The sequence below is a fragment of the Pseudomonas thermotolerans DSM 14292 genome (assembly GCF_000364625.1).
Taxonomy (GTDB): domain Bacteria; phylum Pseudomonadota; class Gammaproteobacteria; order Pseudomonadales; family Pseudomonadaceae; genus Aquipseudomonas; species Aquipseudomonas thermotolerans.
The window spans coordinates 264,509-284,850 of sequence record NZ_KB822599.1; the positions used below are offsets into that span (position 1 = coordinate 264,509).

Consider the following 20,342-nt stretch of genomic DNA (forward strand, 5'->3'; position numbering starts at 1 on the left):
CAAATGAAACCTGGCCGAACGGCCATCTTCGTGCACGACGGCGGTCCGCCACCGCCAACCAGCGGGCCGAGGGCCATGCGGGAAGATTGGCAAGCCCCTTGCTCTGGACCTTCCATCCATCCCTGGAAGCCTGCCCTATGTTGGTGATTCAGCAACGCATCGCGCCCCGCGACCACTGGGACGCCGAACTGCACCTGAGCTACGAGGCACGCAGCAAGTGTCGGCTGCGCTGCTTCACCAGCAGCGGCGAGGAGGTCGGCCTGTTCCTCGAACGCGGCCAGCCGCCGCTGCACCACGGCGAATGCCTGCTGGCCCGTGACGGCCGCGTGGTGCGCGTGTGTGCCAAACCGGAACGCCTGCTCCACGTCACCTGCGCTAGCCCCCTGGAGCTGACCCGCGCCGCCTACCACCTGGGCAACCGGCACGTCGCCCTGCAGCTAGGCGACGGCTGGCTGCGCCTGCCCGAGGACCACGTGCTGGAGGCCATGCTGAAACAACTCGGCGCCCGGGTGGAACGCATCGAGGCTCCCTACCAGCCGGAGCACGGCGCCTACGGCGGCGGCCACCACCACTCCCACGGCGGCGAGGCGGAGTTCCACTACGCGCCGCGCCTGCACCAGTTCGGTGTGCGTCCATGACATCCTCCGCCTGGGCCCTACTGCGCCTGGCCAGCCCGCAGCTGCCGATAGGCGGCTACAGCTATTCCCAAGGCCTGGAGCTGGCTGTAGAGCAACGCCTGGTCCACGACCCGGCAACTGCCCGGCGCTGGCTGGCCGACCAGTTGCTGCTCAACCTGGCACGCTTCGAGGCACCGCTCCTGCTCGCTCATTGCCGGGCCGCGGCGGCCGGCGACTGGTCGCGCCTGCATGAACTGGCCGCCCTGCACCGGGCCAGCCGCGAGACCCGCGAGCTGCATCTGGAAAGCCGACAGATGGGCTACTCGCTGCAACAGCTGCTCGACGGCCTGCCGGAACTGGACGGACCGACCCGCGAACGGCTCGCCGGCATCGAGGAGCCCGGTCTGGCCCTGGCCTGGGCGCTGGCCGCGCGGGCCTGGGGGATCGCCGCCGAGGATGCCCTGGCCGCCTGGCTATGGGGCTGGCTGGAGAACCAGCTGGCGGTGCTGATGAAGACCCTTCCGCTCGGTCAGCAAGCCGCCCAGCGCCTCACCTCGGAGCTGCTGCCCAGCCTGGAGGACGCACGGCGCCTGGCCGAGCAGCTCGACGAAGATGCCTGGGGCAGCGCCGCCTTCGGCCTGGCCTTGGCGAGCATGGCGCACGAGCGCCAGTACAGCCGACTTTTCCGCTCATGAAACAAGGAACCCCACAATGAACAGCCAACCCCTGCGCGTCGGCATCGGCGGACCGGTCGGCTCCGGCAAGACCGCCCTGACCCTGGCGCTGTGCCGCGCCCTGCGCGACCGCTACAACCTGGCGGTGGTCACCAACGACATCTACACCCAGGAGGACGCCCAGTTCCTGGTGCGCCACGAAGCCCTGGCGCCGGAACGCATCATCGGCGTGGAGACCGGCGGCTGCCCACACACCGCGATCCGCGAGGACGCTTCCATCAACCTGGAGGCGGTGGAGCAGCTCAACCGCCGTTTCCCCGGCCTGGACCTGATCATCGTCGAGTCCGGCGGCGACAACCTGTCCGCCACCTTCAGCCCTGAGCTCTCCGACCTGACCCTCTACGTGATCGACGTGGCGGCCGGCGACAAGCTGCCACGCAAGGGCGGCCCGGGTATCTGCAAATCGGACCTGCTGGTGATCAACAAGATCGACCTGGCCCCCCTGGTCGGCGCCTCCCTGGAGGTGATGGAACGCGACGCCCGCAAGATGCGCGGCGAGCGCCCCTTCGTGTTCAGCAATCAGAAGACCGGCCAGGGCCTCGAGGAGATCATCGCCTTCATCGAGCGCCACGGCATGCTCAACGCCGCCTGACCCCCAAGACGCACGAGGAAGCCACCATGACCCTGCGCAAGCCCCTCTACGCCCTCGCCCTGTTCTGCGCCCCGGCCCTGGCCTTCGCCCACCCCGGCCATGCGGACAGCGGGCTGGCCGCCGGCCTGATCCACCCGCTGGCCGGTCTCGACCACCTGCTGGCGATGCTCGCTGTCGGCCTCTGGGCCAGCCAGCAGCAGGGCACCGCACGCTGGGCGCTGCCCGCCACCTTCGTGCTGAGCCTTCTGGCCGGCGGCCTGCTCGGCTTCTCCGGGGTAGGGATGCCGTTGCTGGAAACCGGCATCGCCGGGTCGGTTCTGGCCCTCGGCCTGCTGGTCGCCCTCGCCGTGCGCCCGCCGCTGCTCCTGGCCGGTACCGTGACCGCACTGTTCGCCCTCGCCCACGGCCTGGCTCACGGTCTGGAGCTGCCGGCGCAGGCCAGCCCGGTCGGCTACGCCGCCGGCTTCGTCGCCGCCACCGCCGCCCTGCACGCCGCAGGCTACGCGCTGGTGCGCCTGCTGCCCCAGGTCGCCGCGCCGCTGGTGCGGCTGGCCGGCGCCCTGGCGGCCGGCACCGGGGCGTGGCTGCTGGCCGCCTGAGCTCGTGGCTGGCCGTTCAGGACGCCGAGCGCGAACGGTCGATGGCGAAGCCGGCCCAGGTCTGACTGACCGGCATCAGCTCCAGGGTATTGATGTTGATGTGCGCCGGCTGGTTGAGGATCCAGTGGATGGTCTCGGCGATGTCCTCCGGCTGGATAGGCTCGGCGCCGGCATAGGTCGCCTCGTAGCGCTCCCGGTCGCCGCCGAAGCGCACCAGGGAGAACTCGCTCTCACACAGCCCCGGTTCCAGGTCGGTGACCCGCACCCCGGTGCCTACCAGGTCGTTGCGCAGGTTCAGCGAGAACTGCCGGACGAAGGCCTTGGTGGCGCCGTACACGTGGCTGCCCGGATAGGGCCAGTGGCCGGCCACCGAGCCGAGGTTGACGATGCCCGCGCCGCGCCCGTAGGCGATCAACCGTGGCAGCAGCAGCCGGGTACTGTACAGCAGACCCTTGATGTTAGTGTCGACCATCACTTCCCAGTCATCGAGGCTGCAACGCGGCGCCGGATCGGTGCCCAGGGCCAGGCCGGCGTTGTTGATCAGTCCGCGCAACCTGGTGAACTTCTCAGGCAGACCGGCGATGGCCTGCTCCATGGCCTGGCGGTCGCGCACGTCGAGCACCAGCGGATGCACCTCGGTGTACGCCGAGAGCTCCTCGGCCAGCGCCTGCAGACGCGCCTCGCGGCGCCCGGTGAGCACCAGCGCCCAGCCGTCGCGGGCGAAGCGCCGCGCACAGGCCTCGCCGAACCCGGAAGTGGCACCCGTGATGAAGAGAGTTGAAGTCATTGGCCAGAATCTCCTGCAACAGCCCAAGGAATCGGCCTGCTAGCTTACCCCCCGTCCACCCTGTGGTCCTGTGCAGAAAATCGCCGATCGCCGCCATGCCGCAGCAGGCGTGGTTCCCGGCCAGAGCCACCCAGCTTATGCACAGGACGCTCCACAGATTCCTTGGATAACTGGCCGTCCAACCTGCCTGCCTGCCGTGGATCGGCGCCGGCCGCGGTCCTGGTCAGAAGCTGAACAAATCGCTGCGGCCCGCGGGATGCCTGGCCCTCCGCCATCTGTACCGAAGTTATCAACAGCACTATCCACCGGATACGTGGAAAAACCGGCGCTTTTCCACTGCTCGACGGAGCTCCGCAAGTCGCTGTTTCCCCTCATATTTCCCTTCAAGAGCCCCGGCGCACAGAAAATCGCCAGGTGCTGCCAGGCCCCGCGCGGTGCGCTTATCGGGTATTGCCTCCCAGCTTATGCACAGAGCGCTCCACAGATTCCTTGGATAACTGGCCGTCCGACCTGCCTGTCAGCCATGAGTCGGCGCTGTCGGCTGTCCTGGTCAGAAGCTGAACAAATCGCTGCGGCCCGCGGGATGCCTAGCCTTCCGCCATCTGTACCGAAGTTATCAACAAGACCATCCACAGGATGTGTGAAAAACCCGGTCTCTGTTCACATCCTCGTGACGACGCACAAGCTGCTGTTTTTACTCAAGAAAGTCTGACTGGACAAAAAACCGCCAGGTGCCTGCAAGGCCCTTCCACTGCGCCTTGCGGCCATCGGCCCCCACCTTATCCACAGACCGTTCCACAGACTTCGGGGATATCTGCCGGCGTCATTCGGCGACCACGCTGACCAGCAGGCTGAGCGGCCAGCGCACCTCGCGCAGGCGCAGTCCCAGGCTTGCGGTCGGGGCCCGTGCGGCGAACCAGGCGGACAGTCGGGAGAGTAGGCAGGGCGTAACGCCCGGTAGGCGAGGCAGCGGATTGCCGGGAGAATAGCTGGCGGGGGCCGACATGCGAGCCCCGTGGGCAGGGTGACGGCCGAGGACCGCCACCCTGTTGCGGCACAGGTCAGTCGACCAGGGTGACGGTGCCTTTCATCATGGCGATATGGCCGGGGAAGGAGCAGAAGAAGGAGTACTGCTCGTCGGCACTCAGCTTGCTGACGTCGAAGGTCACGGAGTCCTTCTCGCCACCGCCGACCAGTTTGGTGTGGGCGATGACCCGGGCATCGTCGGGCTGCAGGTAGTGGTTGGCCTCGCCGGCCTTCATGCCGTCGGTGGCCACCGGCTGCATGTCGGCGGTCTTGGTCAGCACCCAGTTGTGGCCCATCACGGCCTTCGGCAGCTTGCCGGTGTGCACCAGTTCCACGGTGAAGGACTTGCAGCTCTTGCTGATCTTGACGTCCTGGGTGTCGAAGGTCATCTGGTCGGTGGAGTTCACCGTGACGGCGCAATCGGCGGCGAAGGCGGAAACGCTGGCCAGGGCCAGGGCGGAAGCAACGACTAGCTTGCGAAACATGATGAACTCCTTAAGGCAGGTTGGGGGCAGGAACTGCATTGCCCACAATGGCAGGATTCGGAAGCGCTCTTCTTACCATAGACGAATCGCTTCCGGGGCGAGGCAAAAAGCCGCACCGGAACGCTATTCTGCCTGACTTTCCGGGCGCCGTGCGGTTACCCTGTGCGGCCCGTCATTTCCTGGAGTCGACCATGTCCCTGCGTTCGATCTGTGTATTCTGCGGCGCCAGCCCCGGCGCCCGCCCCGCCTATCGCGAAGCTGCCGAGGCGCTAGGCCGCGGCCTGGCCGAGCGCGGCATCACCCTGGTCTACGGCGGCGGCGCGGTGGGCCTGATGGGGCTGGTGGCCGACGCCGCCCTGGCCGCCGGCGGCGAGGTGATCGGCATCATCCCGCAAAGCCTCAAGGACGCCGAGATCGGCCATCCGGGCCTGACCCGCCTGGAGGTGGTGGACGGCATGCACGCGCGCAAAGCGCGCATGGCCGAGCTGGCCGACGCCTTCATCGCCCTGCCCGGCGGCCTGGGCACCCTGGAGGAGCTGTTCGAGGTGTGGACCTGGGGCCAGCTCGGCTACCACGGCAAGCCGCTCGGCCTGCTGGAGGTGGAGGGCTTCTACGCCCGGCTCCGCGACTTCCTCGACCATCTGGTGACCGAGCGCTTCGTCCGCCCCCAGCACCGAGAGATGCTGCAGATCGCGAGCGCCCCGGCCAAGCTGATCGAGCGCCTGGCGCAGTGGCAGCCCACCGTGGCGCCCAAGTGGGTGGAGCGCAGCCCGAACTAAGGCCGCCCGCTAACGCGGGCTGACCGGCCGGCGTTTGCCCTTGGCGCCGCCCTTGCCGCTCTTGCGCTGCTCGTCGAGGCGGGCGAAGGCCGCGGCCTTGGCCTGCTCGCGCTTATCCCAGGGCTGGCCGCCATCGCTGCCGCGGGGCGGTAGGCCGGTGTGCTGGGTGAGCAGGCGGCCGACCTTCTTGCTGCCGGGCGGCGTGGAGTTCTTGCGCCGCGCCGCCTGGTAGCCCTCCACCTTGGGCTGGTAGGCGGGAATCAGCTGGTGCTTGCCGCTGCCGATCAGGTCGGCGCGGCCCATGCGCACCAGCGCCTCGCGCAGCAGCGGCCAGTTGTGAGGATCGTGGTAGCGCAGGAAGGCCTTGTGCAGGCGGCGCTGCTCCTCGCTCTTGACGATCTTCACGCCCTCGCTCTTGTAGGTGACCTTGCGCAGCGGGTTCTTGCCCGAGTGGTACATGGCCGTGGCGGTGGCCATCGGCGAGGGATAGAAGGCCTGCACCTGGTCGGCGCGGAAGCCGTTGCGCTTCAGCCACAGGGCCAGGTTGAGCATGTCCTCGTCGCTGGTCCCGGGGTGCGCGGCGATGAAGTAGGGGATCAGGTACTGCTCCTTGCCCGCCGCCTTCGAGTACTTCTCGAACATCTGCTTGAAGCGGTCGTAGGTGCCGATGCCCGGCTTCATCATCTTCGACAGCGGGCCTTCCTCGGTGTGCTCCGGGGCGATCTTCAGGTAGCCGCCGACATGGTGGGTGACCAGCTCCTTGACGTATTCCGGCGACTGCACGGCCAGGTCGTAGCGCAGCCCCGAGGCGATCAGGATCTTCTTCACTCCGGGCAGCTCGCGGGCCTTGCGGTACAGGGCGATCAGCGAGCTGTGGTCGGTGTTGAGGTTCTCGCAGATGCCCGGGAACACGCAGGACGGTTTGCGGCAGTGCTTCTCGATGTCGCGGCTCTTGCAGGCCAGGCGGTACATGTTGGCGGTCGGCCCGCCGAGGTCGGAGATCACCCCGGTGAAGCCCGGCACCTTGTCGCGGATCTCCTCGATCTCCTGGAGGATCGACTCGTGCGAGCGGTTCTGGATGATCCGCCCTTCGTGCTCTGTGATCGAGCAGAAGGTGCAGCCGCCAAAGCAGCCGCGCATGATGTTCACCGAGAAACGGATCATCTCGTAGGCCGGGATCCTCTCCTTGCCATAGGCCGGGTGCGGTACCCGGGCGAAGGGCATGCCGAACACGTAGTCCATTTCCTCGGTGGAGAGCGGGATCGGCGGCGGGTTCAGCCAGATGTCCAGGTTGCCGTGGCGCTGCACCAGAGCGCGGGCGTTGCCCGGGTTGGTCTCCAAGTGCAGGACGCGGTTGGCGTGGGCGTAAAGCACCGGGTCGTTACGCACTTTCTCGAAGGACGGCAGGCGGATCACCGTGCGCTCGCGCTCCAGCTTGGGATGGGGCAGCAGCTGGACCACCTGCACCCCGTCGTCAGTCCCCGCGGCCTCGTCCCTGCCCTGCTCCAGGGCGCAGGCTTCCAGGTCCTGGGTGTTCACGTAGGGGTTGATGATCTTGTCGATCTTGCCCGGGCGGTCGATGCGCGTGGAGTCGATCTCGAACCAGCCTTCGGGGGTGTCGCGGCGGACGAAGGCGGTGCCGCGCACGTCGGTGATGCGCTCGATCGGCTCGCCGCGGGCCAGGCGGTGGGCGACCTCCACCACGGCACGCTCGGCGTTGCCGTAGAGCAGCAGGTCGGCGGTAGCGTCCATGAGGATGGAGCGGCGCACCTTGTCCTGCCAGTAGTCGTAGTGGGCGATGCGACGCAGCGACGCCTCGATGCCGCCGAGGATCACCGGCACGTGGCTGTAGGCCTCCTTGCAGCGCTGGCTGTAGACCAGGCTGGCGCGGTCCGGGCGCTTGCCGGCGAGGCCGCCGGGGGTGTAGGCGTCGTCGCTGCGGATCTTCCGGTCGGCGGTGTAGCGGTTGATCATCGAGTCCATGTTGCCCGCCGCCACGCCGAAGAACAAGTTCGGCTCGCCGAGCTTCATGAAGTCGTCCTTGGAGCGCCAGTCCGGCTGGGCGATGATCCCAACGCGGAAGCCCTGGGCCTCGAGCAGCCGACCGATGATCGCCATGCCGAAGGACGGGTGGTCCACGTAGGCATCGCCGGTAACGATGATGATGTCGCAGGAATCCCAGCCGAGCTGATCCATCTCCTCCCGGCTCATCGGCAGGAAGGGCGCCGGCCCGAAGCACTCGGCCCAGTATTTGGGGTAGTCGAACAGCGGCTTGGCGGCTTGCATGTTTTTTGATCGGTCAGGCGGTCACGGGGGCGCGGACTATAGCACAAAAAGTGAACAAGTCCGACCGGCAAGCTGGGTTTTGCCGGCCCAGGCGCCGTGCCGCCGGCGGGCAGGCGACGGCCGGCCGGCGCTTACTCGTCGTCGAACTGGTAGCTGCCCGGCGCCAGGTTCTCGAAGCGCGAGTACTTGCCGAGGAAGGCCAGGCGTACCGTGCCGATCGGACCGTTACGCTGCTTGCCGATGATGATCTCGGCGATGCCCTTGTGCTCGGTCTCCGGGTGATACACCTCGTCGCGGTAGACGAACATGATGATGTCGGCGTCCTGCTCGATGGCCCCGGATTCGCGCAGGTCGGAGTTCACCGGGCGCTTGTTGGGGCGCTGCTCCAGGGAGCGGTTGAGCTGCGACAGGGCGATCACCGGGCAGTTGAACTCCTTGGCCAGGGCCTTGAGGGAGCGGGAGATCTCGGAGATCTCGTTGACCCGGTTGTCGCCGGAGGAACCCGGCACCTGCATGAGCTGCAGGTAGTCGACCATGATCAGGCCGATCTCGCCGTGCTCGCGGGCCACCCGGCGGGTGCGCGCGCGCATCTCCGAGGGACTGAGGCCGGCGGTGTCGTCGATGAACAGCTTGCGGTCGTTGAGCAGGTTCACCGCCGAGGTCAGGCGCGGCCAGTCGTCGTCGTCGAGGCGCCCGGAACGCACCTTGGTCTGGTCGATGCGTCCCAGGGAGGCGAGCATACGGATCACGATGGACTCCGAGGGCATCTCCAGGGAGTACACCAGCACCGTCTTGTCGCTGCGCATCAGGGCGTTCTCCACCAGGTTCATGGCGAAGGTGGTCTTACCCATGGACGGACGCCCGGCGACGATGATCAGGTCGGCCGGCTGCAGGCCACTGGTCTGGTTGTCCAGGTCGGTGAAGCCGGTGGACAGGCCAGTGATCGCGTCGCCCGCGTTGAACAGGGTGTCGATGCGGTCGATGGCCTTCACCAGGATGTCGTTGATCCCCACCGGGCCGCCGGACTTCGGCCGCGACTCGGCGATCTCGAAGATCTTGCGCTCGGCCTCGTCGAGGATCTCCTCGCCGCTACGCCCCTGGGGCTCGTAGGCGCTGTCGGCGATCTCGTTGCTGATGCTGATCAGCTTCCGCAGGGTGGCGCGCTCGCGGATGATGTTGGCGTAGGCCTTGATGTTGGCCACCGACGGGGTGTTCTTGGCCAATTCGCCGAGGTAGGCCAGGCCGCCCACCTGGGCCAGTTGGCCTTCCTTGTCCAACTGCTCGGACAGGGTCACCACGTCGAACGGCATGTTGCGCTCGGCCAGCTTGTGGATGGCGCGGAAGATCAGGCGGTGGTCGTGCCGGTAGAAGTCGGCGTCCGACACCGCGTCCAAAACCCGCTCCCAGGCGTTGTTGTCGAGCATCAAGCCACCCAGCACGGCCTGTTCGGCCTCGATCGAATGCGGCGGCACCTTGAGGGCGGCGGTCTGCAGATCGTACTGCTCGGGGACGCTGATATCGTTCATGGCTCGGTGGATGGATTCTGCAATGAAAAGGCCGGGGCCAGGCCCGGAGGCAGCCGCGGGGCAGGACACCCGGCTACGGCCGGAAAGCAAAGGGCACGGCCCGCTTGCGCGGGACCGTGCCCGATGTTACCGCCGGCACCCGGTGGGTGCCAGACGATCGAGTGCCGTTAGGCAGCCACCACGATGACGCGGACGGTAGCTTCCACGTCGGTGTGCAGGTGTAGGGCGATGTCGTATTCGCCGACCTGACGGATGGTGCCGTTGGGCAGGCGCACTTCGCTCTTGGCGACCGGCACGCCGGCGGCGGTCAGGGCGTCGGCGATGTCGTGGGTGCCGACGGAACCGAACAGCTTGCCTTCATCGCCAGCAGTGGCGGTGATGGTGACTTCCAGCTCGGCCAGTTGCGCGGCGCGGGCTTCGGCAGCGGCCTTCTTCTCGGCAGCGGCCTTTTCCAGCTCGGCGCGACGGGCTTCGAACGCAGCGATGTTTTCCGGGGTAGCGGCAGTGGCCTTGCCCTGCGGCAGCAGGTAGTTGCGACCGTAACCGGCCTTGACGCTCACCTTGTCGCCCAGGTTGCCCAGGTTGGCGATTTTTTCCAGCAGGATGACTTCCATTTGAGTCTTACCTCTTAACTTTTAACCTTCACCGTTCGCGGAACCGGCGCCGTCGTTGCGCGCCGGGCGGCCGCGAAAATCAATCAGACTGTCGACAAGGGCGAACACCACCAGTAACGGATAGGTCAGCTGCATGAACAGCACCAGGGTCACGTACAACCCGACCAGCCAGAACCTGCCCAGTCGGCCCTGCGCCACCAGCCCGTGAATCAGGGCCAGCCCGGCGAAGGCCAGCGGCACGCTGCACAGCGGCGTCAGCATCGCCGCCTGGACCCCGAGGTTGGGGCCGAGCAGCATGCCGGCCAGCAAAGGCAGCGCCAGCGCCGGCGGCAGTCGCAGCGCGCGGAACTCGCGGCCGAAACCACCGGGGTTATACAGAACGGCCTGCCAGTAACGCCCAAGCATCAGGCACAGCAGGCTGGCCGCTTGCAGCAGTCCCGCCATCAGTCCGGTCAGCACCGGTGCCAGCAGGGCGTTCAGCCGGGCCCGCTCCCCCTCCCCCATCTGCTGATGGAGGTCACCGAGCATCTGCGGCATGAGCTTCTGCAGCTCCGTCGCCAGTGTCTCGATGGGTTCGCGAAACGCCGAGCCCAACGTCAGGCCGTACACCACGCCGAGCGCCACGCTGGCCACGGTCACCCGTGCCCAGGACCCGCTGGCGCGCAACAGCAGCGCCAGCGCCAGCGTCCCGAGCAGCACCAGCAGGGTGCGCGGTTCGCCGAAATACCACCAGCCGACGGCCGGCAGCATGGCCCAGAGCACGACGCTCAAGGCATCGTTCAAGCCGCGCCGCAGCAAAACCAGGCTGCCGGCGGCGGCGCTCAACCAGAACAACAGCGGCAGAGCCGCAGACCCCACCACCACGAGGGTGGCCTGCATGCGGCCGCGCATGATGAACTCAGCCAGGGCGCGCATGCGATTCAATCCTTACTGCTTGTCGACCGTCCGTTCTCAGCGGCCGTGGCTGTCGGTGTAAGGCAGCAGGGCCAGGAAACGGGCGCGCTTGATGGCGGTGCCCAGCTGACGCTGATAGCGAGCCTTGGTACCGGTGATACGGCTCGGAACGATCTTGCCGGTTTCCGAGATGTAGGCCTTCAGGGTGTTGAGATCCTTGTAGTCGATCTCCTTCACGCCTTCAGCGGTGAAACGGCAGAACTTACGACGACGGAAGAAACGTGCCATGACAGTGGCTCCTCAATAGATCCGTGGATTACTCGTCAGCGTTTTCGCTGTCGCTGCTGCCTTGGCCTTCGGCGCTCTCGGCAGTCTCGACGCGCTCGCGACGCTCGCGACGCTCACTGCGGTTTTCCTCGGCCTTGAGCATCTCGGACGGGCCGGTGATGGCTTCGTCGCGACGGATGATCAGGTTGCGGATCACGGCATCGTTGTAGCGGAAGTTGTCTTCCAGCTCGGCCAGGGCCTTGGCGGTGCACTCCACGTTCATCAGCACGTAGTGGGCCTTGTGAACGTTGTTGATGGCGTAGGCCAGTTGACGGCGCCCCCAGTCTTCCAGGCGGTGAACCTTGCCACCGTCTTCTTCGATCAGCTTGGTGTAACGCTCGACCATGCCGCCGACTTGCTCGCTCTGGTCCGGGTGAACCAGAAAGACGATTTCGTAATGACGCATAAATGCTCCTTACGGGTTGTAGCCTGCCACCGCAGCGGTCAGGCAAGGAGTGAATGACTCTTCTTTGGCTTGCTGTACTGAAGGCGCACAAGGACCTACCGGCACGGCAAGGGGCGACATTCTAGGGAAGCCGCCCCGCCGGCGCAAGGCAGACTGGCGATTATTTGAACAGCACGGCAGGCTCAGGCCTGGCGTTGCGCCGCACGGCGCTGGCGGACCACCTCGAACAGGCAGATCCCGGTGGCCACCGAAACGTTGAGGCTGCTGACGCTGCCGGCCATCGGCAACTTGACCAGGAAGTCGCAGTGCTCGCGGGTCAGCCGGCGCATGCCCCTACCCTCGGCCCCCATCACCACCACCAGCGGGCCGCTGAGGTCCTGGTCGTAGAGCTCCTGCTCCGCCTCGCCGGCAGTGCCGACCACCCACAAACCGCGCTTCTGCAACTTCTCCAGGCAACGCGCCAGGTTGGTCACGGCGACCAGCGGCACCACCTCGGCAGCCCCGCAGGCCACCTTGCGCACCGTGGCGTTGAGGGTCGCCGACTTGTCCTTGGGCACGATCACCGCCAGCGCCCCGGCGGCATCCGCGGTGCGCAGGCAGGCGCCGAGGTTGTGCGGATCGGTGACCCCGTCCAGGGCCAACAGCAACGGCGTGCCCGGGCTTCGATCGAGCAACTCCTCGAGCATCGCCTCGCCCCACACCTGGCTGGGACTGACCTCGGCGACCACGCCCTGGTGCACGCCCTCGACCCATTCGTCCAGCTCGTGGCGGCCGACCTGGTCGACCGCCACCCGGGCCTGCTCGGCCAGGGTCAGCAGGGTCTGCACCCGGGGATCGCGGCGCCCCTCGGCCAGCCAGATGTGCTTGACCCGCTTGGGATGGTGACGCAACAAGGCTTCCACGGCGTGCACGCCGTAGATCTTTTCCCACTGACTCATCACTTGACCTTACGCTTGCGCGGCTTGGTGGCCGAAGCCGCCGACGCCGCCTTCTTGTCCTTGCCGCTGCTCAGCGCCTTGCCGGCTGCCTTGGTCCTCGCCTTGCTCGGCTTGCCGGCGCCCTTGGCCTGCTTGCCGCGGCTACCGGACTTGGCCTCCTCGAGCAGTGCCTTCTTCACCGCGCGACTCTTCGCCACGTCGGTGTTGCCGGCTGGCGCCTCGCCCTTGCCGGCGCTCGGCGCGGGCTGCCCCCCGGCGGAACGCCGGCTGCGCCTAGCCGAGACCTTGCCGCGCTCGCCCTCGGCCAGCTCGAAGTCGATCTTGCGCTCGTCGAGGTCGACGCGCATGACCTGCACCTGCACGCTGTCGCCGAGGCGGAAGCTGCGCCCGCTGCGCTCGCCGGACAGACGGTGGTGCACCGGGTCGTAGTGGTAGTAGTCGGCCGGCAGCGCAGTGACGTGCACTAGGCCCTCGACGAAGATGTCGGTGAGCTCGACGAAGATGCCGAAGCCGGTCACCGCAGTGATCACCCCGTCGAAGACCTCGCCGACGCGGTCGCGCATGAACTCGCACTTCAGCCAGTTGACCACGTCGCGAGTCGCCTCGTCGGCACGCCGCTCGGTCATCGAGCACTGTTCGCCGAGTTTCTCCAGCGCCGCCTCGTCGTAGGGGTAGATGCGCGCCTTGGGAAGGCTCGGCGCGCCGGCGCGGCGCACGTGCGGGGTCTCGCGCCTGGAGCGGATCACGCTGCGGATCGCGCGGTGAACCAGGAGGTCCGGATAGCGGCGGATCGGCGAGGTGAAGTGGGTGTAGGCCTCGTAGTTGAGGCCGAAGTGGCCGTCGTTGTGGGCGCTGTACACCGCCTGGCTGAGGGAGCGCAGCATCACCGTCTGGATCAGGTGGAAATCCGGACGGTTCTGGATGCTTTCCAGCAACGCCTGGTAGTCCTTGGGCGTGGGAACGTCCCCGGTCTTCTTGCTGCGCTGCAAGGACAACCCCAGCTCGGCAAGGAAGGCCTTGAGCTTTTCCACCCGCTCGGCCGGAGGGCCTTCGTGGACGCGGTACAGCGAGGGGATGTCGTGGTCCTGCATGAAGCGCGCAGTGGCCACGTTGGCGGCCAGCATGCACTCCTCGATCAGCTTGTGGGCGTCGTTGCGCTGGGTCGGCAGGATCTCCAGGATCTTCCGGTCCGGGCCGAAAACGATGCGTGTCTCCTGAGTCTCGAAGTCGATGGCGCCGCGCTCGTGGCGGGCCGCCAGGAGCACCTTGTAGAGCGCGTGCAGGCTCTTCAGATGCGGCACCACCTCGGCGTACTGGTCGCGCAGGCGCTTGCCCTCGGCGCTCTGCGGGCGCTCGAGGATGGCACTGACCTTGTTGTAGGTGAGCCGCGCATGGGAATGGATCACCGCCTCGTAGAACTGGTAGTCGACGATCTCGCCGCTCTTCGAGATGCTCATCTCGCAGACCATGGCCAGGCGGTCGACGTGCGGGTTCAGCGAACACAGGCCGTTGGACAGCTCCTCGGGAAGCATGGGTACCACCCGCTCGGGGAAGTACACCGAGTTGCCGCGCTTCTGGGCTTCCTCGTCCAACGCCGAGCCGACCTTGACGTAGTGCGACACGTCGGCGATGGCCACGTAGAGCTTCCAGCCACCGGAGAACAGCTTCCAGCGGCTGCGGTGCTTCTCGCAGTACACCGCGTCGTCGAAGTCGCGGGCATCCTCGCCGTCGATGGTGACGAACGGCAGGTGACGCAGGTCGATGCGCTTCTCCTTGTCCTTCTCCTCCACCTCGGGCTTCAGGCGGCGCGCCTCGCGGATCACCTCCTTGGGCCACTCATGGGGAATGTCGTAGCTGCGCAGGGCGACGTCGATCTCCATGCCCGGGGCCATGTAGTCGCCGATCACCTCGACGATGTCGCCCTGCGGCTGGAAGCGCATGGTCGGCCAGTGGGTGATCTTGATCGCCACGAACTGGCCGATCCGGGCCCCCAGGGTGCGTCCCGGAGTAACCAGCACCTCCTGCTGCACCTTGGGATTGTCCGGGGTGACGAAGCCGATGCCGCTCTCCTCGAAGTAGCGGCCGACCACGATCTCGTGGGCGCGCTCAAGGATCTCGACGATGCTCCCTTCGCGGCGACCACGGCGGTCGATGCCGGAAACCTGGGCGAGCACCCGGTCGCCGTCGAACACCAGGCGCATCTGCATAGGACTGAGGAACAGATCGTCGCTGCCGTCGTCGGGAACCAGGAAGCCGAACCCGTCACGGTGCCCGCTGACTCGGCCGCGGATCAGGTCCAGCTTGTCCACCGGGGCGTAGGTGCCGCGCCGGGTGTAGATCAGCTGCCCGTCGCGCTCCATGGCGCGCAGACGGCGACGCAGAGCCTCGATCTGTTCTTCGTCGTCCAGACCGAACTCTTCCACGAGCTGTTCGCGGGTCGCCGGCGAGCCGCGCTCGGCCAGGTGATGGAGGATCAGCTCGCGGCTGGGAATGGGGTTTGCGTATTTTTCCGCTTCACGTGCGGCCTCGGGATCGAGGGATTGCCAATCGGCCATGTAGATAGGGTTACCTATTGTGCTCTTGAAAAGTCTTGCTTCTATTGAAGCGCGAAACGCGCCCGACCACCCAGCTTTTCCGGCACAATATTTTTGCCGTCAGGGGTTTACAAGCCAAATGGGCGCCCGTATAGTTCGCGCCCACAGCGTCGGTGACGACGTTGTACCACGGAACGAGGTGAGCAATCATTCGTTTCAGTGCCCAGGTGGCGGAATTGGTAGACGCGCTGGTTTCAGGTATCAGTGGTGGCGACACCGTGGAAGTTCGAGTCTTCTCCTGGGCACCAAATTCGACCGAACCGAGCTGCTGGCTCGGTTCAGCGTTTAACGGAGACAGTGCTCCGTGCCGGTAACGGCAAATCACTGGTTCAAGCGATGAGCGATCATCGTGCTATGCCCAGGTGGCGGAATTGGTAGACGCGCTGGTTTCAGGTATCAGTGGTGGCGACACCGTGGAAGTTCGAGTCTTCTCCTGGGCACCAAATTATTCATAAAAAAACCGAGCCGATGAGCTCGGTTTTTTTTTACCTGCGTGTAGTCCCGGCGCAGTCCGTCCGACGATCTCTTAGCCTGCTAAAAATTCCCGCCTCTGCGCCGATCCCCCTGCTGACGGTTTCACCACTCGCAAGAAGGCGCCATGAAAACTCTCATCGATTCGCTGCTGCACCGCCTGGGCCTGAGAACTCTGGAACACCAGTTCCTGTTCTCCTACGCACTGATGTTCCTGCTCGCCCTGCTGGCCTGCGTGGCGCTCTACCTGAGTCTCTCGGTCTCCCCGGAAACCATCAACGTCGCCGGCGCCCAGCGCATGCTCAGCCAGAAGATGAGCAAGGAAGCCCTGCTCCTGCACCACGGAGTGATCGACCGCAGCGTGCTGGAAGCCACCATGGAGCAGTTCGAGCTCTCCCACCTGGACCTGCTCAACGGCAACCGCGAGCGCAACATCACCCGCTTCGAGGATCCGGCCATCCAGAATCAGCTGCGTATCGTCGGCGACCACTGGCAGCGCCTCCGCCAGCAACTGCAAGGCGTGCAGCCGAACGGCAATCTGGACATGCCGCTGCTGCAGCAGACCTCCCTGGAACTGATCAAGGACATGAACGAGGCGGTGACCCTGATGGCCCGGCTCGCCGAGAACACCCAGCGCAGCCAACTGGAAATCGCCTTCGCCTGCGTGATCGCCATCCTCCTGCTGGTGATCGCCGGCTACCAGTTCGGCACGCACCCGCTGATGAAGGACCTGCGCGGCCTGGAACAGGCGCTGACCCGGGTCGCCGACGGCGACTTCACCCAGCACATGCAGGCACGCCGGAACGACGACGAGTTCGGTCGCATCACCCAGGCCTTCAACCGCATGGCCGAACAGGTCCGCAATCTGCTCGCCCAGGCCAAGCACAGCAGCGAGCACTCCCGCGAGCACCTCGGCGAAACCCTGAGCGCCATCCAGGCTTCCGAGCAGAACACCGCGCGCCAGCACCAGGAACTGGATCAGGCCGCCACCGCCCTCACCGAGCTGACCGCCAGCCTCACCGAGGTGGCCCGCTACACCCAGAGCGCCGCCGAGTCGGCGCAGAACACCGAGCGCAACGGCCTCGACGGCCGCGCCGCGATGGAGCGCAGCACCGAGCTGCTGAACGCCCTGAGCCAGGACCTGCAGCGCACCAGCGAGCAGATGCACCAGCTGGAGCACGAGACCCAGGCGGTCGGCAAGGTGCTGGAGGTGATCACCGGGATCGCCGAGCAGACCAACCTGCTGGCCCTCAACGCGGCCATCGAGGCGGCCCGCGCCGGCGAGGCTGGGCGCGGCTTCGCGGTGGTCGCCGACGAGGTGCGCACCCTGGCCAGCCGCACCCAGGAATCCACCGGAGAGATCAGCCAGATCATCGAGCGCCTGCAGGCCCGCGCCCAGCACTCCCTGGACAGCCTGCGCAGGAACGCCGGACAGGCCAGCGAGAACGTCGAGCAGATCGAGAAGGCCCGGGAGATCTTCCAGCAGATGCTCCGCGACGTGCAGGAGATCAACGGCAACAGCCTGCAGATCGCCTCGGCGGTCGAGCAGCAGAGCCAGGTGGTGCAGGACATCGACCGGCGGGTGAACCAGCTCACCGAACTGTCCCTGCAGACCCACCGCGACGCCGAGCGCATGGCGAGCAGCAGCGAGGAAATCCGTAGCGGCATACAGGACCTCCACGACCAGCTGGCGCGCTTCCGTACCTGAGGCCCTCGCCCAAGCCAAAAGGCCGCTCCCGCAAGCGGCCTTTTTGTTGCTGCGACGAAAATCCCGGGCCAAGAAAAATCCCCGGGAAGGGCTGGCCTTCCCGGGGATTCGCAGGAGCCGGACGCCGGATCAGGCGAACGGATGACGCAGGATGATGGTCTCGTTGCGGTCCGGGCCGGTGGAGATGATATCGATGGGTGCGCCGACCAGCTCTTCCACGCGCTTGATGTAGGCGCGGGCGTTGGCCGGCAGCTCGTCGAGGCTCTTCACTCCGAAGGTGGATTCCTTCCAGCCCGGCATCTCCTCGTAGACCGGCTGCAGGCCGATGTAGCTGTCGGCATCGGTGGGCGCTTCGATGAGGTTGCCGTCCTGGTCCTTGTAGGCCACGCACAGGCGCACGGTGTCCAGACCGTCGAGCACGTCCAGCTTGGTCAGGCACAGCCCGGAGATGCTGTTGATCTCGATGGCGCGCCGCAGGATCACCGCATCGAACCAGCCGCAGCGCCGGGCACGCCCGGTGGTGGCGCCGAACTCGTGGCCGCGCTTGGCCAGGTGCGCGCCGATGTCATCGAACAGCTCGGTGGGGAACGGGCCGGAGCCGACGCGGGTGGTGTAGGCCTTGGTGATGCCGAGGATGTAGTCCAGGTGCATCGGGCCGAAGCCGGAACCAGTGGCGATGCCGCCGGCAGTGGTGTTGGAGCTGGTGACGAACGGGTAGGTGCCGTGGTCGATGTCCAGCAGCGAGCCCTGGGCGCCCTCGAACATGATGTCCTTGCCATCGCGGCGCAGACCATGGAGCAGCGCGGTGACGTCGGCCACCATCGGCTCGATCTGCTCGGCATACGCCATGCACTGGTCCAGAGTGGTCTGGAAGTCGATGGCCGGCTCCTTGTAGTAATTGACCAGCACGAAGTTGTGGTAGTCGAGCAGCTCGCCCAGCTTGGCGGCGAAACGCTCGCGGTGGAGCAGGTCACCGACGCGGAGTCCGCGACGCGCCACCTTGTCTTCGTAGGCCGGGCCGATGCCGCGGCCGGTGGTGCCGATCTTGGCGTCGCCACGGGCCTTCTCGCGGGCCTGATCGAGGGCCACATGGTAGGGCAGGATCAGCGGACAGGCCGGGCTGATGCGCAGGCGCTCGCGAACCGGCACGCCTTTCCCCTCCAACTTGCCGATCTCATCCAGCAGGGCGTCGGGAGCGACCACCACGCCGTTGCCGATCAGGCACTGCACGTTGTCGCGCAGGATGCCCGAGGGGATCAGGTGCAGCACGGTTTTCTCGCCGTCGATCACCAGCGTGTGGCCGGCGTTGTGCCCCCCCTGGTAGCGGACTACCGCCGCGGCCTGCTCGGTCAGCAGGTCGACGATCTTGCCCTTGCCCTCATCACCCCACTGGGTGCCCAGGACGACGACATTCTTACCCATAATTCTCACCCTCTTGAGGAAGCTCGATGCCGGCTCGGCCGGCGGAAAAATCAGGAAGCCAGAGGCTCCACCTGCCAACGGCCGTCGACCAGTACCAGCAGGCGGTCGCAACCCGCGGCGCGGGCGGCCTGGATGTCCTGCCCGGGCAGCGCCTGGACCACCCGCTGGCGCTCGCGGCGAAGCTGCCGCACCGTCTGCCAGAGCAGCAGGTCATGGCTGTCCGGCGCCCAGATCCCGGGCGTCTCGTCGATCTGGATCTGCCCAAGGCTGACCAGGGTCTTCAGGTCGGTGGAGAAACCGGTGGCCGGACGGGCACGCCCGAAGTCCGCACCGATGTCGTCGTAGCGGCCGCCCTGGGCGATTGACTGGCCGACGCCGGGCACGAAGGCGGCGAACACCACGCCGGTGTGATAGTGGTAGCCGCGCAACTCGGCCAGGTCGAAGTACAGCGGCAGCTCGGGATAGCGGCGCTCCAGGCCGTCGGCGATGGCGATCAGCGCATCCAGCGCGGCATGCACCTCGGCCGGCGCCTCGACCAACGCCGCCTGGGCCAGGTCGAGCACCTCGCGGCCGCCGCACAACTCGGCCAGGGAGCGCAGCATGCGCCGCAGGTCGGCCGGCACGGCCTCGGTGAGCGCCTCGATCTCGTCGCCGGCCTTGCGCTGCAGGGCATCGAACAGCCGCTCCTCGACGTCCCCGGTGAGCCCGGCGGCATGGGCCAGGCCACGGTAGATGCCAACGTGGCCGAGGTCCATGTGCACGTCGGGAACGCCGGCCAGTTCAAGCGTCTCGAGCATCAGACTGATCACCTCGATGTCGCTGGCCGGGCTGGCGTCGCCGTAGAGCTCGGCGCCTAGCTGGATCGGGCTACGCGAGGTGGACAGGGCGCGCGGTTTGGCGTGCAGCACGCTGCCGGCGTAGCACAGTCGGCTCGGCCCTTCGCGGCGCAGGGCATGGGCGTCGATGCGCGCCACCTGCGGGGTGATGTCGGCGCGGAAGCCCATCTGCCGACCGGACAGCGGGTCGGTGACCTTGAAGGTACGCAGGTCCAGGTCCTGGCCCGCGCCGGTGAGCAGGGATTCCAGGTACTCGATATGCGGTGTGACCACAAACTCGTAACCCCAGCGCCGGAACAGGTCCAGTACCTCGCGCCGCGCTTCCTCGATGCGTGCCGCTTCAGGCGGCAGTACTTCCTCGATGCCATCTGGCAGCAGCCAGCGGTCTACCGTTGCCATTTCGCCATTCCCCTCTCGGTCCGGGCGGCAAGCCTTCAGTGAAGCAGATACAGAAGGGTGGTTCCCAGCAGCATGCTGGCCAACCCGATGAGGCGCAGGTACCGATCAGGCAGCCGGGCCGCCTGGTTGATCGTCTCGCGCCAGCGTCGCGGACAGAGAAAGGGCAGGATGCCTTCCAGCACCAGCATCAGACACAGCGCTATGCCTAGCTCCTGCCACATGATTTCCACAGACGCAAAAAAGCCGGGATTTTCCCGGCTGGCTCATCATAACACGTTTCCGGGATCGGTCACCCCGACGGA

20 protein-coding genes and 2 tRNA genes are annotated in these 20,342 nt (G+C 66.6%); 8 read left to right on the plus strand and 14 right to left on the minus strand.

Annotated features, from left to right (window positions below; genetic code table 11):
* The first annotated feature begins 137 nt into the window (after positions 1-137).
* From ureE to H165_RS0101315, 4 genes are read left to right on the plus strand one after another with little or no spacing between them, the layout of a single operon-like run.
* Positions 138-638: an urease accessory protein UreE gene (gene ureE / locus H165_RS0101300; protein WP_017937090.1), complete on the plus strand. Its 501-nt coding sequence runs from the start codon at positions 138-140 to the stop codon at positions 636-638.
* Positions 635-1,312, plus strand: a complete 678-nt coding sequence (locus tag H165_RS0101305) for an urease accessory protein UreF (RefSeq protein WP_017937091.1) — start codon at positions 635-637, stop codon at positions 1,310-1,312. Before ureE ends, H165_RS0101305 begins: the two co-directional genes overlap by 4 nt.
* Positions 1,313-1,328: 16 nt before the next feature.
* Positions 1,329-1,943 carry an urease accessory protein UreG gene (ureG, locus tag H165_RS0101310; protein ID WP_017937092.1) on the plus strand — a complete coding sequence of 205 codons (615 nt, stop codon included), beginning with the start codon at positions 1,329-1,331 and terminating at the stop codon, positions 1,941-1,943.
* A gap of 26 nt (positions 1,944-1,969) precedes the next feature.
* On the plus strand, positions 1,970-2,542 hold the full coding sequence (locus H165_RS0101315) for a HupE/UreJ family protein (RefSeq protein WP_017937093.1): 573 nt from the start codon (positions 1,970-1,972) through the stop codon (positions 2,540-2,542).
* 16 nt (positions 2,543-2,558) lie between these two features.
* Here H165_RS0101315 and H165_RS0101320 read toward each other — a convergent pair whose 3' ends face one another.
* The 3 genes from H165_RS0101320 to azu all read right to left on the minus strand — a co-directional run bounded on the left by H165_RS0101320 (position 2,559) and on the right by azu (position 4,840).
* Positions 2,559-3,329 carry an SDR family oxidoreductase gene (locus H165_RS0101320; protein ID WP_017937094.1) on the minus strand — a complete coding sequence of 257 codons (771 nt, stop codon included), beginning with the start codon at positions 3,327-3,329 and terminating at the stop codon, positions 2,559-2,561.
* 823 nt (positions 3,330-4,152) lie between these two features.
* Complete coding sequence (locus tag H165_RS19540; RefSeq protein ID WP_155943567.1) at positions 4,153-4,335, minus strand: hypothetical protein; 183 nt, start codon at positions 4,333-4,335, stop codon at positions 4,153-4,155.
* A gap of 55 nt (positions 4,336-4,390) precedes the next feature.
* Positions 4,391-4,840: an azurin gene (azu, locus tag H165_RS0101325; protein ID WP_017937095.1), complete on the minus strand. Its 450-nt coding sequence runs from the start codon at positions 4,838-4,840 to the stop codon at positions 4,391-4,393.
* Positions 4,841-5,031: 191 nt separating this feature from the next.
* Here azu and H165_RS0101330 point away from each other — a divergent pair, with 191 nt between their 5' ends.
* Complete coding sequence (locus H165_RS0101330; protein WP_017937096.1) at positions 5,032-5,619, plus strand: LOG family protein; 588 nt, start codon at positions 5,032-5,034, stop codon at positions 5,617-5,619.
* Positions 5,620-5,628: 9 nt separating this feature from the next.
* Here H165_RS0101330 and H165_RS0101335 read toward each other — a convergent pair whose 3' ends face one another.
* The 8 genes from H165_RS0101335 to rnr all read right to left on the minus strand — a co-directional run bounded on the left by H165_RS0101335 (position 5,629) and on the right by rnr (position 15,165).
* The gene (locus tag H165_RS0101335; RefSeq protein WP_017937097.1) at positions 5,629-7,905 is read right to left on the minus strand and encodes a YgiQ family radical SAM protein; all 2,277 of its coding nucleotides are present in this window, start codon (positions 7,903-7,905) and stop codon (positions 5,629-5,631) included.
* Between the two features lie 131 nt (positions 7,906-8,036).
* Entirely contained in the window at positions 8,037-9,431 is a 1,395-nt protein-coding gene (gene dnaB, locus H165_RS0101340; RefSeq protein ID WP_017937098.1) for a replicative DNA helicase, read from the minus strand.
* 167 nt (positions 9,432-9,598) lie between these two features.
* Positions 9,599-10,045, minus strand: a complete 447-nt coding sequence (rplI, locus tag H165_RS0101345; protein WP_017937099.1) for a 50S ribosomal protein L9 — start codon at positions 10,043-10,045, stop codon at positions 9,599-9,601.
* Positions 10,046-10,066: 21 nt separating this feature from the next.
* Positions 10,067-10,960 (minus strand): hypothetical protein, encoded by an 894-nt coding sequence (locus tag H165_RS0101350; RefSeq protein WP_017937100.1) that lies wholly within the window; start codon positions 10,958-10,960, stop codon positions 10,067-10,069.
* A 36-nt stretch (positions 10,961-10,996) separates the two neighbouring features.
* A complete protein-coding gene (gene rpsR, locus H165_RS0101355; protein ID WP_017937101.1) occupies positions 10,997-11,227 on the minus strand; it encodes a 30S ribosomal protein S18 in 231 nt (76 codons plus the stop codon).
* A gap of 28 nt (positions 11,228-11,255) precedes the next feature.
* Positions 11,256-11,672, minus strand: coding sequence for a 30S ribosomal protein S6 (gene rpsF / locus H165_RS0101360; RefSeq protein WP_017937102.1), 417 nt, complete (start codon positions 11,670-11,672; stop codon positions 11,256-11,258).
* Between the two features lie 182 nt (positions 11,673-11,854).
* Positions 11,855-12,610 carry a 23S rRNA (guanosine(2251)-2'-O)-methyltransferase RlmB gene (rlmB, locus tag H165_RS0101365; protein ID WP_017937103.1) on the minus strand — a complete coding sequence of 252 codons (756 nt, stop codon included), beginning with the start codon at positions 12,608-12,610 and terminating at the stop codon, positions 11,855-11,857.
* Positions 12,610-15,165 (minus strand): ribonuclease R, encoded by a 2,556-nt coding sequence (gene rnr / locus H165_RS0101370; RefSeq protein WP_017937104.1) that lies wholly within the window; start codon positions 15,163-15,165, stop codon positions 12,610-12,612. The genes rlmB and rnr overlap by 1 nt, the downstream gene beginning before the upstream one ends.
* A gap of 200 nt (positions 15,166-15,365) precedes the next feature.
* Between rnr and H165_RS0101375 the strand changes: the two genes are divergently transcribed.
* The 3 genes from H165_RS0101375 (at position 15,366) to H165_RS20310 (ending at position 17,383) form a co-directional block, all read left to right on the plus strand.
* Positions 15,366-15,452: transfer RNA gene (locus tag H165_RS0101375), tRNA-Leu, on the plus strand.
* 108 nt (positions 15,453-15,560) lie between these two features.
* Positions 15,561-15,647: transfer RNA gene (locus H165_RS0101380), tRNA-Leu, on the plus strand.
* A gap of 155 nt (positions 15,648-15,802) precedes the next feature.
* A complete protein-coding gene (locus tag H165_RS20310; protein WP_017937105.1) occupies positions 15,803-17,383 on the plus strand; it encodes a methyl-accepting chemotaxis protein in 1,581 nt (526 codons plus the stop codon).
* A gap of 129 nt (positions 17,384-17,512) precedes the next feature.
* Here the strand turns inward: H165_RS20310 and H165_RS0101390 are convergent, their stop codons facing one another.
* The 3 genes from H165_RS0101390 to H165_RS0101400 are packed head-to-tail and all read right to left on the minus strand — an operon-like array spanning position 17,513 to position 20,261.
* Positions 17,513-18,805, minus strand: coding sequence for an adenylosuccinate synthase (locus H165_RS0101390; RefSeq protein ID WP_017937106.1), 1,293 nt, complete (start codon positions 18,803-18,805; stop codon positions 17,513-17,515).
* Between the two features lie 50 nt (positions 18,806-18,855).
* Positions 18,856-20,040 (minus strand): ATP phosphoribosyltransferase regulatory subunit, encoded by a 1,185-nt coding sequence (locus tag H165_RS0101395; RefSeq protein ID WP_017937107.1) that lies wholly within the window; start codon positions 20,038-20,040, stop codon positions 18,856-18,858.
* A 35-nt stretch (positions 20,041-20,075) separates the two neighbouring features.
* A complete protein-coding gene (locus tag H165_RS0101400) occupies positions 20,076-20,261 on the minus strand; it encodes a DUF2065 domain-containing protein (RefSeq protein ID WP_026146267.1) in 186 nt (61 codons plus the stop codon).
* Positions 20,262-20,342: the final 81 nt, after the last annotated feature.